This is a genomic window from Treponema sp. OMZ 838 (genome assembly GCF_000775995.1).
Lineage (GTDB): Bacteria > Spirochaetota > Spirochaetia > Treponematales > Treponemataceae > Treponema.
The window spans coordinates 1888988-1904730 of sequence record NZ_CP009227.1 but is presented as its reverse complement, the minus strand read 5'-3'; the positions used below and the strand labels follow the sequence as shown (position 1 = coordinate 1904730).

General features: G+C 46.0%; 14 protein-coding genes and 1 tRNA gene. 9 read left to right on the top strand and 6 right to left on the bottom strand.

Translation table 11 applies throughout. The features are described from left to right. The first annotated feature begins 2 nt into the window (after positions 1-2). Together QI63_RS08730 and QI63_RS08725 are read left to right on the top strand one after the other, a co-directional pair. Positions 3-863: an alpha-hydroxy-acid oxidizing protein gene (locus tag QI63_RS08730; RefSeq protein ID WP_044015600.1), complete on the top strand. Its 861-nt coding sequence runs from the start codon at positions 3-5 to the stop codon at positions 861-863. Positions 864-879: 16 nt separating this feature from the next. After that, entirely contained in the window at positions 880-1617 is a 738-nt protein-coding gene (locus QI63_RS08725; protein ID WP_044015598.1) for a pseudouridine synthase, read from the top strand. 43 nt (positions 1618-1660) lie between these two features. Here QI63_RS08725 and QI63_RS08720 read toward each other — a convergent pair whose 3' ends face one another. The 5 genes from QI63_RS08720 to QI63_RS08700 all read right to left on the bottom strand — a co-directional run bounded on the left by QI63_RS08720 (position 1661) and on the right by QI63_RS08700 (position 7196). Next, positions 1661-2065, bottom strand: a complete 405-nt coding sequence (locus QI63_RS08720; protein WP_044015595.1) for a DUF6672 family protein — start codon at positions 2063-2065, stop codon at positions 1661-1663. Continuing rightward, positions 2065-3177 (bottom strand): ABC transporter permease subunit, encoded by a 1113-nt coding sequence (locus QI63_RS08715; RefSeq protein ID WP_235619673.1) that lies wholly within the window; start codon positions 3175-3177, stop codon positions 2065-2067. The genes QI63_RS08720 and QI63_RS08715 overlap by 1 nt, the downstream gene beginning before the upstream one ends. An 18-nt stretch (positions 3178-3195) precedes the next feature. Then, complete coding sequence (locus QI63_RS08710; protein ID WP_044015591.1) at positions 3196-4236, bottom strand: ABC transporter permease subunit; 1041 nt, start codon at positions 4234-4236, stop codon at positions 3196-3198. Next, positions 4237-5817 (bottom strand): sugar ABC transporter ATP-binding protein, encoded by a 1581-nt coding sequence (locus QI63_RS08705; protein ID WP_044015589.1) that lies wholly within the window; start codon positions 5815-5817, stop codon positions 4237-4239. It abuts the gene before it with no gap. Between the two features lie 119 nt (positions 5818-5936). Then, on the bottom strand, positions 5937-7196 hold the full coding sequence (locus tag QI63_RS08700) for a DUF3798 domain-containing protein (protein ID WP_044015587.1): 1260 nt from the start codon (positions 7194-7196) through the stop codon (positions 5937-5939). Between the two features lie 314 nt (positions 7197-7510). Here QI63_RS08700 and QI63_RS08695 point away from each other — a divergent pair, with 314 nt between their 5' ends. After that, the gene (locus tag QI63_RS08695) at positions 7511-8374 is read left to right on the top strand and encodes a DMT family transporter (protein WP_044015585.1); all 864 of its coding nucleotides are present in this window, start codon (positions 7511-7513) and stop codon (positions 8372-8374) included. On the opposite strand, the gene QI63_RS08690 is transcribed toward QI63_RS08695, so the two are convergent. Continuing rightward, entirely contained in the window at positions 8375-9037 is a 663-nt protein-coding gene (locus QI63_RS08690) for an HAD family hydrolase (RefSeq protein ID WP_044017241.1), read from the bottom strand. A gap of 88 nt (positions 9038-9125) precedes the next feature. On the opposite strand from QI63_RS08690, the gene QI63_RS08685 reads away from it, so the two are divergent. From QI63_RS08685 to QI63_RS08660, 6 genes are all read left to right on the top strand, one after another. Then, a tRNA-Gly gene (locus QI63_RS08685) sits at positions 9126-9197 on the top strand. A 143-nt stretch (positions 9198-9340) separates the two neighbouring features. Further along, positions 9341-11473 (top strand): methyl-accepting chemotaxis protein, encoded by a 2133-nt coding sequence (locus tag QI63_RS08680; protein ID WP_044015584.1) that lies wholly within the window; start codon positions 9341-9343, stop codon positions 11471-11473. Between the two features lie 134 nt (positions 11474-11607). Continuing rightward, the gene (gene fliS, locus QI63_RS08675; protein WP_044015581.1) at positions 11608-12054 is read left to right on the top strand and encodes a flagellar export chaperone FliS; all 447 of its coding nucleotides are present in this window, start codon (positions 11608-11610) and stop codon (positions 12052-12054) included. Between the two features lie 4 nt (positions 12055-12058). Further along, the gene (locus QI63_RS08670) at positions 12059-12535 is read left to right on the top strand and encodes a hypothetical protein (protein WP_044015579.1); all 477 of its coding nucleotides are present in this window, start codon (positions 12059-12061) and stop codon (positions 12533-12535) included. Between the two features lie 51 nt (positions 12536-12586). Continuing rightward, positions 12587-13312 carry a transporter associated domain-containing protein gene (locus QI63_RS08665; protein WP_044015577.1) on the top strand — a complete coding sequence of 242 codons (726 nt, stop codon included), beginning with the start codon at positions 12587-12589 and terminating at the stop codon, positions 13310-13312. A gap of 189 nt (positions 13313-13501) precedes the next feature. Further along, positions 13502-15622, top strand: coding sequence for a methyl-accepting chemotaxis protein (locus QI63_RS08660; RefSeq protein WP_044015574.1), 2121 nt, complete (start codon positions 13502-13504; stop codon positions 15620-15622). Positions 15623-15743: the final 121 nt, after the last annotated feature.

Genomic DNA, 15743 nt, shown 5'->3' with positions numbered 1-15743 from the left:
TCATGAGCGGATATAAATGTTATTTTTGTGCCGAATGCGACGGATACGGCTGTCTCGGCGAGCTGCCCGGAATGGGCGGCGTATTTCAAAGCGCCAATTTTATCAGCAACTGTTCTGCATGGCGAAAATATTATAGCGATACGCTATGTGATGATGTGTTGCCTCCCATTAGATTGGCGCCTATTACCGGCGGTGTCGAAAATGTCGGCTACGAAGACGAGGCCGCGTTTTATTTCGATTTAATTGAAGCCTGTGCCGAAGCAGGGTTCCTGCTCAGCATTGGAGACGGCTACCCCGATGCAAAGATACAGGGAGGCCTTGCAGCCCTCCGGCGGTACGGAAAAACCGGAGCGGTGTTCATTAAGCCGTATCCTAATCCCCGTATCTTTGAACGGATAGATTGGGTACGCGATTCTGCCGATCTGATAGGGATCGATATCGATTCCTATAATATTGTAACGATGCGCAACCTGGTTCAGCTTGAACAAAAAGATGCACAGAGTCTGAAAGAAATACAGCGGTATGCACAAAAGCCTTTTGCAATTAAAGGAATATTTTTACCCGAAAATGTGGAGCTGGTAAAAGAGCTGCGTCCCGATATTGCCGTTATTTCCAATCACGGCGGCAGGATAGAAACAAGGCGCGGCAGTACGGCGGATTTCTTAGCCGAGTACGGCAGTACGCTCCGTAAGTTTGCAGGCGAGGTGTGGGTAGACGGCGGATTGCGGAGCCGCGCGGATATTGCCGCTGCGAAACGGCTCGGTGCAACGCAGGTCATGATCGGGCGCCCCTGCATTACTGCACTACTGAAAGACAGAACCGAAGGTGTACGGAAACTGTACCGCCGCCTGACTACGGGTTAAACGCCATTTACAGAGCATGCTTGTAAGAATAGATAAAATACTCGCTGCGAACGGATTGGGGTCGCGGAAAGATATACGGCGGCTTTTGCGTAAAGAAGATTTCCGAATCAACGGCACACGGGTAACCGATGCAGGGACGCTGCTTGACCCTGAACACGATACGCTTTTACACAACGGGGAACAACTGTATCTCCGTACCTGCTGTTACCTTATGCTGAACAAACCGGCTGGGGTTGTTACTTCTACCTCCGATCCGCTGCACCGCACCGTTATGGAGCTGCTGCCGCCGCCTTTTTCCGCAATGAATCTTTTCCCCATCGGGCGGCTCGACCTCGATACCGAAGGGCTGCTCATCATTACCGATGACGGGGAACTCACCCACCGGCTTACCGCTCCGAAATCAGCCTGCATCAAAAGCTATTATCTTGAAACGGCAGCCCCTTTCCCCGAAGCTGAATTTAATGCCGCCCAAACAGCCTGTAGTCAAGGATTACCGCTCGGAAAAAACTTCATCTGCCTTCCAGCAACCTTTGAACGCACGGAAGCTCAAAACATAAAAACCGAATGGGCATTTTTGATGCATATATGTGAAGGGAAATACCATCAAGTAAAAAAAATGATAAAAGCACTGGGAAATGAAGTAGTCTACCTCAAGCGGATTTCGATGGGCGGCGTCATGCTCGACCGGCAATTACCTGCCGGTTCTTGCCGCGAGCTTACCCCCGATGAAGTTGCCGCACTCAAAAAAATATAGAATAAACCTGTTCGGCAACGCAGTTATCGAACAGGTCTCATCATTACCGCTCTTCCGCCGGAGCATACAGCTCAAAGTGAGTAACGGCATTTTCGCCTCTCGTAAAGGCCGGAATTGACACCATCACCGCATCTTCAAAAAGCGGAATGGTGATAGTACCGGTAACATCTTCTTGTCCGTTAAAGAAGCTAACCTTTACATGATGAGTCTGACCCCGCAGCATAATTTTATCGCGGTCGCCCTTAAACATCTCGATCGGCTTTTCACCGTTAAACGAAATGGTACAGCCGTCAATCGCTTTATATGCGCCGTTCGGATCGCTATTGTTGTCTATCAGCACGGTATGAGAGCGGCCGAATAAAAACATAAGCGCCATAATGAGCAAATAAAAAACAACCAAGCCTATTTTAACCAGCCGCTGACCTTTTTTTGAACGTACCCGAATCATTATGCCCTCCCGCTTTCGGCCCGCAGCGCAGCCCGCTGTTTTTCCGCATTCTTTTGATTACGCGCTGCGTGCATGACAAGCGATAACGCAATCGCCGCATAGCCGGAAAACTGTCTAAAGTATTCACCGATCATCGCAGAATCAAAAAGGTGCTGTCCCGCCATCGGCGTAACGATGTACAAAAAGTGCAGCAAGATAATGCCGATAAAGACATTTTTAATATTTGCCTTATTTACCGAAGCGCCTCCGACAAGGATTGCCGCGGCGGCAAAGAAACCGGTTTGATCATGCGCGTTATAGGTGCTCATGTTTCCCATATTCTGCAAGAAGATAATCTGCCCGATACAGGCGAGTACCGTCGAAATAACAATCGAAATAATCCGTGTCCGCTCAACTGCAATACCCGAAGCGAGCGCAACCGTCTGATTCTGCCCGATTGCCCGCATATCCTGTCCAAGCTTTGTCTTTCTAAACCACACGATAAAGAAACACAATGCAATAATAATCAGATACGAAAGAATCGGAATTTTAAACCCTGCAATCGTCACCGGAATGGCCGTATCGAGCATCTGCCGTACGGGCGCCAACTCAAGCGTATTGCGCACCCCGTAGCCGCGGGAAAGCATAATCGCCTTATTGTGCATCGGAATAACCGACCCAAGTATATACAGCACAAAGAATTGATAAATCCCGTTAAAGAAAAACCCGAGGATGTAGCTCGTAACCATTTCCCGCCCGCGGGCGCGGTTCAGCACCGAACCGGCGACAATGCCGAGCAAGATGGATATCGGCATTCCGATACAGGCTGCGAACACCAATCCGTAGATACCGCCGATGCTCCAGTCCATTGCAAAAATAAGACCGATCTGCCCGGCCATCGCACCGAGCACCATCCCGAAGTTAATCCCCATCCCTGCCATAATCGGAAGGATGAGCGCAAACACCAAAAATGAGTTTCTGCCGATCCGCGTTAAAATTTCGGCGATAATATGGTGCGCCGATAAGCCTGACACGGGAATGGCAAGAAACGAAATAACCAAAAATATGATGGATACCAAATTATCCAGAATAAAATCAACCGCGGAAAATTTTTCCCACTTCTTTTTAAGCATATTAGACGATACCATAATCTACCTCGCCGCCTGCGTCTTCCGTGTCAGTGCATACAAAATCATACCGTTTGACAGGACAATACGGATAACCTCCGACATATCGGTTTGCAGCACACTGTTAATAACGGAGGGGGTCATTGTCAAAATACCTTGAAACAGAAATGTCCCCAGCATTACGTTTAAAATCGACGCCTTATTGACCGAGGCGCCGCCGATCAGAATAGCCGCTACGGCAGGGAAAGCCATAAAGAGCGGAGCTTGATACAGCTGGATAAAGCCGAAACTTTGCTGATACAGCAAAATCCCGACACCGCCGATAACGGTGGACAACACCGTACTGATAATCCGCGCTCGGTCGATATTCACACCGCTCGCCCGCGCAAATTCGGGATTTGAACCAACAGCCGTTAGTGCCGTTCCCGTCCGTGTCTTCATAAATACCTTCATAATAAAAAAGCAGACAAAGACAAAGAGAATAAGCCCGGTCGGAAACACGAAAGCGTCGATTTGAAACGCCCATAAATTGTTCAATATTTTCAGCCAGTATCCTTCGAGCGTGATGGTCGTACGCAAACCTTTTCCCGCATACCCCCACACCATCGTCGGATTGGTGTACGGCAACAGCAGCCACAAAATCGACATGAACATAACCGAAGCAAATCCGACATACAGAGCGATCGTCATTTCTTCGCCTTTAATCAGATTCAAGAGTTTGCCGTAAGCGTAGCCGATTACTGCGCAGATCAGTACCGTAAAAAACACAGCCGAGAAAAAGCCTGCCCATCCGACTAAGTTCAGCTCCATCGCAATTGTCGCGCCGAGCAACCCGCCGATAACGCCGAGTGATAACCCGAAGTTAAGACCGCAGCCTGCCTGCACCATCGGCACCATCGCAAGCACCAAGAGGGCATTCATCCCAAAGCGGTTTATCGTATCCGACAGGGAAGCGCCGATACTGACATTCACAAAGGGCGCTGCAATAAACAGCGATAATAGGAATAAGAAAATAATAATACGCGGCCAACCGAACACCGCAATTTGCTTTTTTAACTGTTCCATCTATTTTACTCCTGCCATATAAAGCGCAAACTCAGCCGGATCTTCGGACGGCTGCAGTATATGCGCAACCTTGCCCTGGAATACAACGGCAATACGGTCACACACAGAGCGCAGCTCTTCAAGTTCACTCGAAATCATCACAACGGTAACGCCTTTTTCTTTATTTAACGTGCGGATTGCGTCCAATACCAACGCCTTGGCGCCTACATCAATACCCCGCGTCGGCTCTGCGACAAAGAGTAAATCGGGTTCCAGACAGAAAGCCTTTGCCAAGCATATTTTTTGCTGATTGCCGCCGGAAAGCTCCCGCGCCTTTTGTTGGGAACCGGTACATTTAATTTGCAGCATCTTGATATACTCGTCGGCAAGCGCCTTCATCGCCTTTTCGTCGCGGACGGTGATTAACCCGCCGAGATATTTTTTTAAGTATTTATGCTTTGCCTGCATAGCGGTAAAGGCGATATTCCAGTCAAGGCTTTCGTCCAGCAAAAGACCGACGCCGCGCCGGTCTTCGGACACAAAGGCAAGCCCCTCCGAAAGTACTTTGGCGGTTTTGGTAATATCGAGCGGTTTCCCCTTAAAGATAACTTCACCACCCGCATGGAACAGCCCCATAATACCGTTGGGAATACCGATTTTTCCCTGCCCGGCCAAACCGCCGATGCCGAATATCTCTCCCTTTTTAACGGAGAAAGTCGCATCGTTAACCAGCTCGCCCGGCATATCTACCCACAGATGTTTTACCTCGAGGATGGTTTCGTCAAACTGGCGCACCGTCCTTTCGGCGGTCTGCCCCTCAACCTTTCTTCCGACCATCGCGGCTGCAATCGCCTGTATATTCGTCTTTGAGGTTTCCGTGTCTTGTATTGAAACGCCGTCGCGCAGCACGACAACCCGGTCGCAAATTTCCATAACCTCATGCAGACGGTGGGAAATAAAGATAACCGCGATGCCCTTCTCCGCTAATGCTTTGATAGATTTCAGCAGTACCTCCGCCTCCGATTCGGTGAGGACGGCGGTCGGTTCATCCAATACTAAAAGCCGCACATTATCGCGGTCTATTTCGCGGGCAATTTCGGTAAACTGCTTGTGCCCAACCGGCATTTCGGAGATGAGCGTTTGTGCGCTGATAGACACTCCAAGTTGATTAAGCGTACTCTGTGCCCGTTCGTGCATTGCTTTACGGTTTAATGTCGTAAGCCGCCGCCCGAAGAGGTCGGAAATAATACTTTCCTGCTCAAGCTCACGGTTCAGCATAATATTTTCACCGGAGGAAAAACCCGGAATCAGCGAAAACTCTTGATGCACCATTCCGACGCCTGCACCGAGGGCATCAAACGGCGTTTTGAAAACGACTTCTTTCCCCTGCAGCCGAATAGTTCCGCCGTAGCCGCCCGTTTCGGCAATCACCGGCATACCGAACAGAATACTCATCAATGTCGTTTTTCCGGCTCCGTTTTCTCCTACCAGCCCGATCACCTCTCCCGCATGGACATCAAAACTCACACCCTGCAAAACGGGCGTTCCTGAAAATTCCTTCGTAATATGATCGATGGATAAGATAACTTCATCATTATTCATAAATTCCTACAATCCTTCACCATTAGCAAAAATTCAGCAAAAAAAACGGGTACACTTCAAAACTTTCCATGTACCCGTTCTGCTGAGGAGGCTTTTTTTTAAATAGTTTCCATTCTCTACTATTTATTAAACTTCATATTTAAGTATTTTTGCGGTACCTCTTGCTCGGTTGTAGACAAGAAGCCTTTTCCGAGAATATAGGTATCCATAAATACTAATGCCTGGTTCTTTGCGCGAACACCGGTATTTGCATCCGTGTAGTAGGCGCTCTTCCATCGTGCGTTGGGAGTAAAGACACCCAGCGCTTTTGACAAATCACTGAGGCTTCCTTTCTCCGCTTCTCCGTCGATAATGCGACGAGCATATTCACCCAAACCTGCGCTGACCGTAAAGCCGTAGGAGTAAGCCCACGTACCGAAGCGACCCGCGCCGCCCTTGTCGATAACTGACTGTTCAACCTTCTTTAAGATAGCTGCAAAGTCCCCGGCCTGTTCGGTAAGGTCGATACCAAGTGCTCCCGGATATCCCATTAATGGGGAAGGAAGGTCTGCTTCAACAAAGATACCGCCGTACTGTAACAACTGCTTTAAGAGCGGCTCCGTATGGGCATCGTTCGTACAGAAGAATGCGGTTTCTTTGCCGTATTTTTCTACCCACTGCGGAACTTTTTCAAGGATAAACTGCTGCGCACCGGCAACACCGACATCACTGGTGGGGTCGGGAGCGGTTTCAAATACAAATTTTACCCCAAGGTCATTACAGGTAGCTTCCATAATCTGGCGGCGGAGACCGAGTGTTTCATAAGACATATGCCGCGGGAAAGAAATATGCACAAATGTCTTTGCGCCGAGTTCTTTTGCAGCCCAAATAATCGTATAGCCGCGGGACACAAAGTCATTGCTTATTGCCATATCGGCAGATGCTTGGATAACAAGCGGGTCTTCATGCGGTTCACCGGCAAAGAGCAATATGTCGGGGCGCTTTTCCCGAACGCGCTTAAACGCCTCCGCCGTACCCGGAATTCCCTGGTTTACGATAATGGCCTTCATCATCGGATCGTCCGCAAGAGCGGCAATCTGTGTGATGGTTGTTTCCTGCTGAGACATAAAGTCATCAGGATAGGTGATATGCTGAATCATGCCACCGGTTTTAGCGGAACCGTACATTTCGATCAATTTTTCTGCACCACGAAGGTCATCTTCCGATTGAGAAACGGTTCCCGTTGCAATACCGATATGGTACGAGGCGGTCTTTTTTCCGTTAGATGCCGATTCTGTTTGTTCCTGTTTTGTTTCCGCCTTTTTACTGCACCCTGTAACGAATACGCTCAAGAGCGCTGCAGCCAATAAAACAAATACGGCATGCATGTTTTTTTTCATGTTTAACTCCTTTTGATAGTGTAAGGATATCATAGCTTGATACCTCCTACATTCGGCAGCTTTTAAACTATATATTAAAAACAACCGTTAATTTGATACTAAAACCTTCTATAAAAAATGTCAAGCATAAATATGCATAAATATGCATAAAAAGAGAAAAAATATTAAAAAAACAGTATTTTTATGCATAAGCACTTATTTTGCTAACATATTCTCTTATTTTGAAGGAATATTAAAAAAGCTCTGATGCATTTTTCCTGTTCCCCTAATGCGTTTACCTCGCGTATTCATTTCTGCTATACTTTACCGGTATTATGAGTATTCGATTGACATCCGCACAAAAAGGGATCTTGTGCATCATTTGTTCGGCTTTCTTTTTTACTATAATGAATTTATGCGCAAAGCTTTCAGGCGATTTACCGTCTATCCAAAAAGCATTTTTTAGGAACAGTATTGCCTGTTGTACATCACTCTTTGTTTTGATAAAGAACCGTCAATTTGTACTACCGCAGAAAAAAAATATTCCCTTCCTTATATTGCGGGCGGTATTGGGCACTGCCGGTTTAGTTTCCAATTTTTATGCGGTCAGTCACTTAGCGCTTGCCGATGCTTCTATCTTGGCAAAGCTTGCACCGTTTTTTACCATTTTTTTCTCGTTTCTGTTTTTAAAAGAGCGCATACGTTTTACCCGGCTTCTTGCAGCCGTCTGTGCATTTGCCGCAAGCCTTTTAATTATCAAGCCTGCTTTTGCCGGATCGGGTCATATCTTTGCAGCCTCAGTGGCATGTTTCGGCGGCCTCTGTGCAGGCGGTGCATATACCTGTGTGCGCTATCTGTTAACGCATAAAGAATCCGGTACATTTGTAGTGTTCTTCTTTTCGGTTGCTTCCATGCTGATGCTATTGCCTTTTTTCCTCTACAGTTTTGCGCCGATGAGCTTACAGCAGCTTTTCTGGCTGATTGCAACCGGTGCAGCAGGCGCAGGAGGGCAATTTACCGTTACCGCGGCGTATTCTTATGCACCGGCAAAAAATATCGCGGTTTTCGACTACACTCAAATCCTCTTTGCCGCAGCGTTCGGTTTTTTACTATTCCATGAAGTTCCCGACCGTTACAGCATTGCCGGATATGTCATTATCTGCACGATTGCCCTTGTGCTATTTTTGAAAAAAGACTAATTACCGGATTGCGGTTACAAGCGGCAGCAGCTCCAACGGCTTTGCGATAATATGCATTGCACCGGCGCCTTCCAGTTCGGCACGGTCGCGGAAGCCCCACAGGACACCGACGGTTGTCAAGCCTGCGTTTTTTCCAGTGTTTATATCCACGGCAGTGTCCCCGATGTAGAGGCATTCCTGTTTTTGGCGGTGTAAAAGACCTAAAATCTCAAATACGCCGGCAGGATCCGGTTTGAGCGGAACCCCTTCCCGCTGTCCAAAAACAACAGAAAAAGTTCCCGCATCAAAAAAAGCTTTGATGATCTTTTGCGTAGTCGGCTGCGGTTTGTTCGAAAGAACCGCGAGTTGAATCCCCCTGCCATGCAGCTCTTGTATCATATCGGCGACGCCGTCGTACAAAGAGCAGAGGTGTAAAAAATCGGCATCATAGGCTGCGTTGTAATCCTGTAAAATACTGTTTTCTAGCGCAGCATCCGTAACGCCGTGATATGCCAAAACTCTATGAATAAGCGTCCGAGCCCCGTTTCCCGCAAAATACTTAAACTGTTCCACCGGCGCAGGCGGTAATCCGTGCTTTGCCGTTTCGGTATTGACAAAATAAGCGAGTGTCCGGACGGTATCGGTCAATGTTCCATCCAAATCAAAAATACATGCTTTAATCATACTATAGAGTATACAAAATCGAGCAGTAAAAATAAAGATTCCGATTGACATATCAGGATTTTTCCGGTATAGTGGCTTCATATTTTTTGCGGATGTCGTATAACGGCTATTACCCCAGCCTTCCAAGCTGGAGACGAGGGTTCGACTCCCTTCATCCGCTGTAGCACACAACAACAATTCTTTCCCGCTCATATTTCCATCTCAACTACTTTCTCTTTGATTAATATACCGGATACCGGTTGTCACATTGACACTATTCGTATAAAGTTCACATAATAGTCTTTCAAAGGAGACCACCACAGTATGATCAAAAACAACGCTCATTTTCAAAGACTGCATTTCAGTAAAAAACAGGTTCGGTCCATCGGTACGAAACTGCTCATTGTTACTATCATGCTGCTACTGCTTCAGTATGGGATTATTGCCTATAAGGATTGGCGGAGCATCACACAGTTTTCGGAAAATCAAATTAAAGCAACCGCAGATCTTAAATATTCTGCGTTTTATAACGAATTAAATAGTTATTCGCTTGTCGGCCGCATCCTTTTAGACGATATCGCTCGGGATCAAAATATTGTTCAAGCCTTTGCTTCACGGGACAGAGCAAAGCTGCTGGAGTTAACGCAGCCGATTTTTACCGATATAAAGCAAAAATATAGAGTGCAGCAATTCCATTTTCATACGCCGTCGGCAGTCTCTTTTCTTCGCGTTCAGAATCCTGCAAAATTCGGCGACAACCTTTCTTCTTTTAGAGCTACCATCGTAGCCGCCCAAACGCAGAAAAAAGAAATTTACGGCCTTGAAGTTGGGGTAAACGATCTGGGTTTTAGAGTCGTACGGCCGCTTTTCGATACGGCAAGACGAATGCTCGGAACCGTAGAATACGGCGGTGCGGTAAATACGGCATTTATCGACCAATTCGTTCTAACGACAACACCGGAAGTATTAAAAGACGGCTTAAAAGTAACGGTCGTTGCGCGGACATTGGATAATACCTATCAGCTCATCGGTTCCAATTTTGAAAGCAAAGTTGATTCGGATGCTGCACAAATCACGGAAACATTGCCCGATGACGGAATGATCCGCACTGAAAAAAACGATGCCTTTGCTTATTATCCGCTAAAAGACTTTTCCGGACAAAGAATCGGATATGCAAAATTCTGTTTTTCAATCGAACATACTTTAACAAGAAGAACGGATTTCTTCCTTAAAACAGCGATTATTCTCATTGTAATCCTTTGCCTTTTTGTAGTAACAATTACCGGATTTACCCGAAAATTTATTATAAAGCCGGTCAAAAAAGTTATCCATGCGCTCATGTCCATAGCGGAGGGCGATTTAACCGTTCATCTTTCGGTCGAAGGGAACGACGAAATAGCCGAACTCTCCCAATACTTTGAACAAACCATTGAAAGAATCGGTTCGGTTATAGAAGCGGTTTCACACAACGCCGGCACTATGCAAACGGTCGGCAAAAAACTTGCCGGAAATATGGCAGAAACTGAAACGGCGGCTCAAGAAATAGAAAAAAGCGTTGCCTTAGTACAAAATCAAACAGTAGACCAAAGCGCGAGCGTAACCGAAACGGCTGCAACAATTGAAGAGGTCATTAAAAGACTCAAGCAGCTGGATCAAAGTATAGAAAGACAAGCGGAAAGCGTTGCACAATCATCAGCTGCCATAGAAGAAATGGTCGCCAATATCGGTGCCGTTTCAGACCGCCTCGGAAAGAATAATACGGTTATCAAAACGGTTTATGATCAAACAAAGAACGGTAAACATCGAGTAAGGTATGCTAATGAGGTTGTCGGGCAAATCGCTGAAAAAACCGAAGCGCTTTTGGAGGCAAGCCAGGTTATCCAAAATATTGCCAGCCAAACAAACTTATTGGCTATGAATGCGGCAATCGAAGCGGCTCATGCGGGAGAAACAGGTAAAGGCTTTGCAGTTGTTGCCGACGAAATCCGCAAACTTGCGGAAGAATCAAATACACAAGGAAAACAGATCGGTACCGTTATAAAGGATGCAATACAAATAATCAGCAACTTAACCACCGCCGGAGCAGGAGCGGAAAAAAGCTTTGTTGAAGTATATGAATCGGTCAACCAAATTTCTCAACAAGAAGAACAAATTGTTACCGCAATGGCCGAACAGGAGAATACAAGCCGCGAAGTGTTGGCGGCAATTCGGAATATTAACGAAGTTACCGGCGGTGTCCGCGATGCTTCCGCCGAGATGCTGCGCGGCGGAGAGCAGGTCGCACAAGAAATGCAGCGGTTAAATCAAATAACACTGAGCATCAGCGAACATATGCACGGCATGGTTGCCGCTTCCGAACGGATCGGTGATGCTGTACAAGCAGTTAACGGTATTGCGCAAGAAAACACAGTAAGCATCGAAAATCTTGCCGCTGAGGTTAGAAAGTTTAAGATATAGGGGGCGTTTCTAAAAGCTGCGATATTTGGGGCTTCCCATAAAGGAATGCGAAAGATTTTTCACGGAGGGACTCAACAGACCGTTTCTTTTGCCGATAAGATAGAAGGAACACGCGATCGCATGGGGGATTAAAAATGAGTTATAACAGTCAAGCCTTAACGGCATATAAAGAGACACGTGTAAAAACGGCAAGTCCGGGATCTCTGATCATTATGCTGTATGATGAGGGTATTAAAAATATTACCCTTGCCATTGAAGGCATGCCTGATGGAAAAATTGAAGCGGAAAATATTGAACGCATTCACCAGTACATTTTAAAAGCGCAGGATGTTATTACCGAGCTGATGGCATCCTTAAATATGGATGAGGGAGGAGAAATTGCCGAAAATCTCTTATCGCTTTACTCCTTCTTTAACCAACAGCTTTTTCAAGCCAATATGCAAAAGGATCCGCAGCCGCTTATTACGGTACGCGGCATGATGGAAGAACTTCGCGAAGCATGGCATCATGTTGTCAATTCAACTGCCGCCGCTGCAACAGAAATAAAACCGGTTGCTTCCGGTGTAAACATAGCAGGATAAGGCCATGCATACAGCTACGCTTAATGATTCCGAAATTGCCGAACGGGTTGCAGTCCTCAAGCGGTTCAGGTCGCTGTTAGAGCAGCAGCGGCTTAAATTCCGCGAATACTTGACAGTATTGGAAAAGCAAGAAAAAAGTATTTCCGACGAAAACACCGATGCTGTCCTACAGCACACGGAATTGGAAGAGTCCATTATTGCCGAAATATTTACTATTCAAAAAGTAATCGATCCGCTGGAATATATGTATACCAATATCTGCAAGAATACGGATCATTCGGATATTCCTCATCTTAAAACGGATTTGGATGACTTACAAAAAAGGGTTTTGGCTCAAAATAAAAAGAATCGTGAGCTTCTGCAAACACATATTACCGGTTTACGGCAGCAAGTTGCATCGCTGAAGCGGCCTTATGCACACAAAGAAAGTATCTATGCCGGTACGGCGCGCACTGCGGCTCTCGTCGATCTCAGTTTATAATCGATAAGATTCGAACCTTATGCTCTGCATTTTTTACGCTGCACATACCGCATGAACCTCCCATTACCGCCGCAATATCAGGCGAAAGAAAAGGAACCGTCTGCATATACGCGAAAAATCGGCAGCTGCATGACCTACCGCTCCGATATTGTATGGATTGATATTACGGATAAGAGTCAGGATATTCTTACACTGATAAAGACGCACAAAAATTTTGACTATTTTCCGGTATGTGCAAGTAAAATCGATGCAGTTATCGGTATTGTCAGCGCACGGGATTATTTGCAAAGCAGGTTCGAAACGCCGCCGCCGAATCTGCAAAAAGTTTTAACAAAACCGCTGTTCATTCCCGAATCACAAACCATCAGACATACCCTTGAATTACTGAACGAGCATAACACACATAGCGCCTGCGTTATTGACGAATATGGCGGCATCGAAGGATTTATCACTAAAGACGGTCTATTGGAAAGCTTGTTTAATAGAAGCATTCAGTCTGCAAGCCGTACAGGCCAGCAACCCGCTCGGCAAGCGGACGGAAGTATTATTGTCAGTGCACAGATGAGCCTTGACGAAATACAGGCGATCGGGCTTTTAAATGATATTGAACGCCATCCAACCGAAGAATACTACACCCTTGCCGGCTACCTGCTTGCCCATCTTGATGCCATTCCCCGCCCCGGCGACAGCATCGATACCGGTTCTTATATCTGCACGGTACTCGGTATGCATGGACAGCGAATCGATCAGGTCGCAATAAAGAAAAAAGAAGCTTAACCGCCCCATACATTTAGGCCCCTCTTTATACTATCCCGCAATCTGTACAATTAAAATACAAAATACGCTATGGTCTTGCACAAAAATATGTTTATGAATATAATCGCATCTTGTTAAGTATCGATACAGACGATATTTATTCGAAGAAACCGATACTTTGACATTTTATAGGTGGGAGACCGACAAAACATGAAGGACACAATCAGTATTCGCAGCCCCCGAAAATATTTTTCAATTCAACGTAAGCTTATCTGTGTATTCGGGTTACTCATGCTGCTTGCAATTGCCGTTTTAGGAATTACGGCGATAACGATTTCAAAAAATGCAATGATAAAAAAAGTGCATCTTCAACTAACCGAAAAAGCGAAAGGCACCGCATCGCTGATAGATGAACGCATCAATACTTTTTTTGCCAGCCTTACCGCTATCGCACGCCAAGAAACTCTGAGAAAAGACATCCCGTATGAACAAAAAATTGCTATTCTTGCACATGAACTCGCATTCAGTAATTCAAAAATAAATGCATTCGGAATTTGCGATCGAGAAGGAAATGCATGGCTTACCGATGGGAGACAATCCAATGTTGCTGATCGGGAATATTATCAATCCGCGCTCAACGGAAAATCATTTGTAACGGAGCCGATGATTTCACGTGCAACTAATGAACTTTTCACATTTTTCTCGGTTCCGATTTATAACGACGAAAAGGACATCATCGGTGTCTTATATGCACGGGTAGACGCGTCCGGTCTTTCCCAAATGATATCCGATATTGTAATTGGGGAAACGGGGGACTGCTATGTTATAGGGCTCTCAGGCAATACCATCGGAGACCCTGATATTGAGGTGGTAAAATCCCAAGAAAACAGCATGGAAGAAGCAAAAAGAGATACCGCCTTTGTCGAAATAGCAGCATTTGAAAAAAGAGCATTGCAATCTACAGCGCCCGATACAGGATACTTTCATTGGCAAGGCGAAGAGCAAATAGCAGCCTTCGGAATAATTGCAAGTACCGGATGGCGAGTTATTCTTTCCGCCCCCATACATGAATTTCTAGGCAGTATAGCGGTTATGCAAAAATCGCTCTCTGTCATTACAGTCGTCATCTTGCTGGTTGCAATTATGGCTGTCTATATCACTGCGTATAAAATAGTAAAACCAATAAAGGCCGCGGTTGAGGCGTTAAAAGATATTGCACAAGGAGAAGGTGATTTAACGGTACGCTTACCGGTTGTAGGCAAAGATGAGATAACAGATCTTTCCAATTACTTTAATCAGACACTAGAGAAAATCGGCACATCGGTTAAAGCAGTCGGAGCCAGTTCGGACGTTATGCAGGGTGTCGGCGAAGAACTTGCAAGCAATATGACCGAAACTGCCAGCGCTATACACCAAATAAATGCAAATATCGAAAGCGTTAAGCAACAAGCGCTTACCCAAGCGGCAAGCGTTACCGAAACAGCGGCTACTATCGAAGAGATTGTACGCACTATTCGGCAACTTAACGGTAGTATCGAAATGCAAGCTGCAAGCGTTGCCCAATCTTCTTCATCAATAGAACAAATGGTTGCCAACATCACATCCATTGGCCAAACGCTCGGTAAAACCGATGAGGCGATTAGAAGCCTGACCGGTGCTACGGGAGACGGAAAAGATACATTGGTAACCTCCAATGCGGTTACCAAAAAGATTGCCGAAGAGTCGGGGTCTCTGATAGAAGCCTCAAGCGTTATTCAACATATTGCATCGCAAACGAACCTGCTGGCAATGAATGCTGCAATAGAAGCCGCACACGCAGGAGAAGCAGGCAAGGGCTTTGCCGTCGTCGCAGATGAAATCCGAAAACTTGCCGAAGATTCGGCCGCTCAAGGAAAAACGATAACAACGACGCTTAAAACGCTATCGGGTGAAATTGAAACGCTTGCAAATTCTTCCAGAATCGTCGAAGGAAAATTCAATACAATCTTTACCCTTGCCGAACAGGTTAAAGAGATGAGTAACAGCCTTACCGAGGCAATGCGCGAACAAGAACACGGCAGTAGAGAAGTGCTTACCGCGATCAAAAACATCAATATGGTAACATTGGAGGTACAAGCAGGTTCCGCTGAAATGTTGAAGGGCAGTGAAGGTGTTGCGGAAGAAATGCGAAAACTGGATAACCTCACCCGTGTTATTACCGACAGTATGAATGAAATGGCTTCCGGCGCCGTACAAATCAATAACGCAGTACAGGAAGTTAACGGTATTACGCAGCAGAATAAGCAGAGTATTGAGAATTTAGTTGTAGAAGTTTCTAAATTCAAAACCTAGACTTTTGAAAATATACGGCGCATCTACTTCGTTGCTGCGCACAAATTAATCCTCAACGTATCAAAGATACGCCTGCGGTTAATTTGTGCTCGCGCCTCGTATCTGCATCGTCTATTTTCAA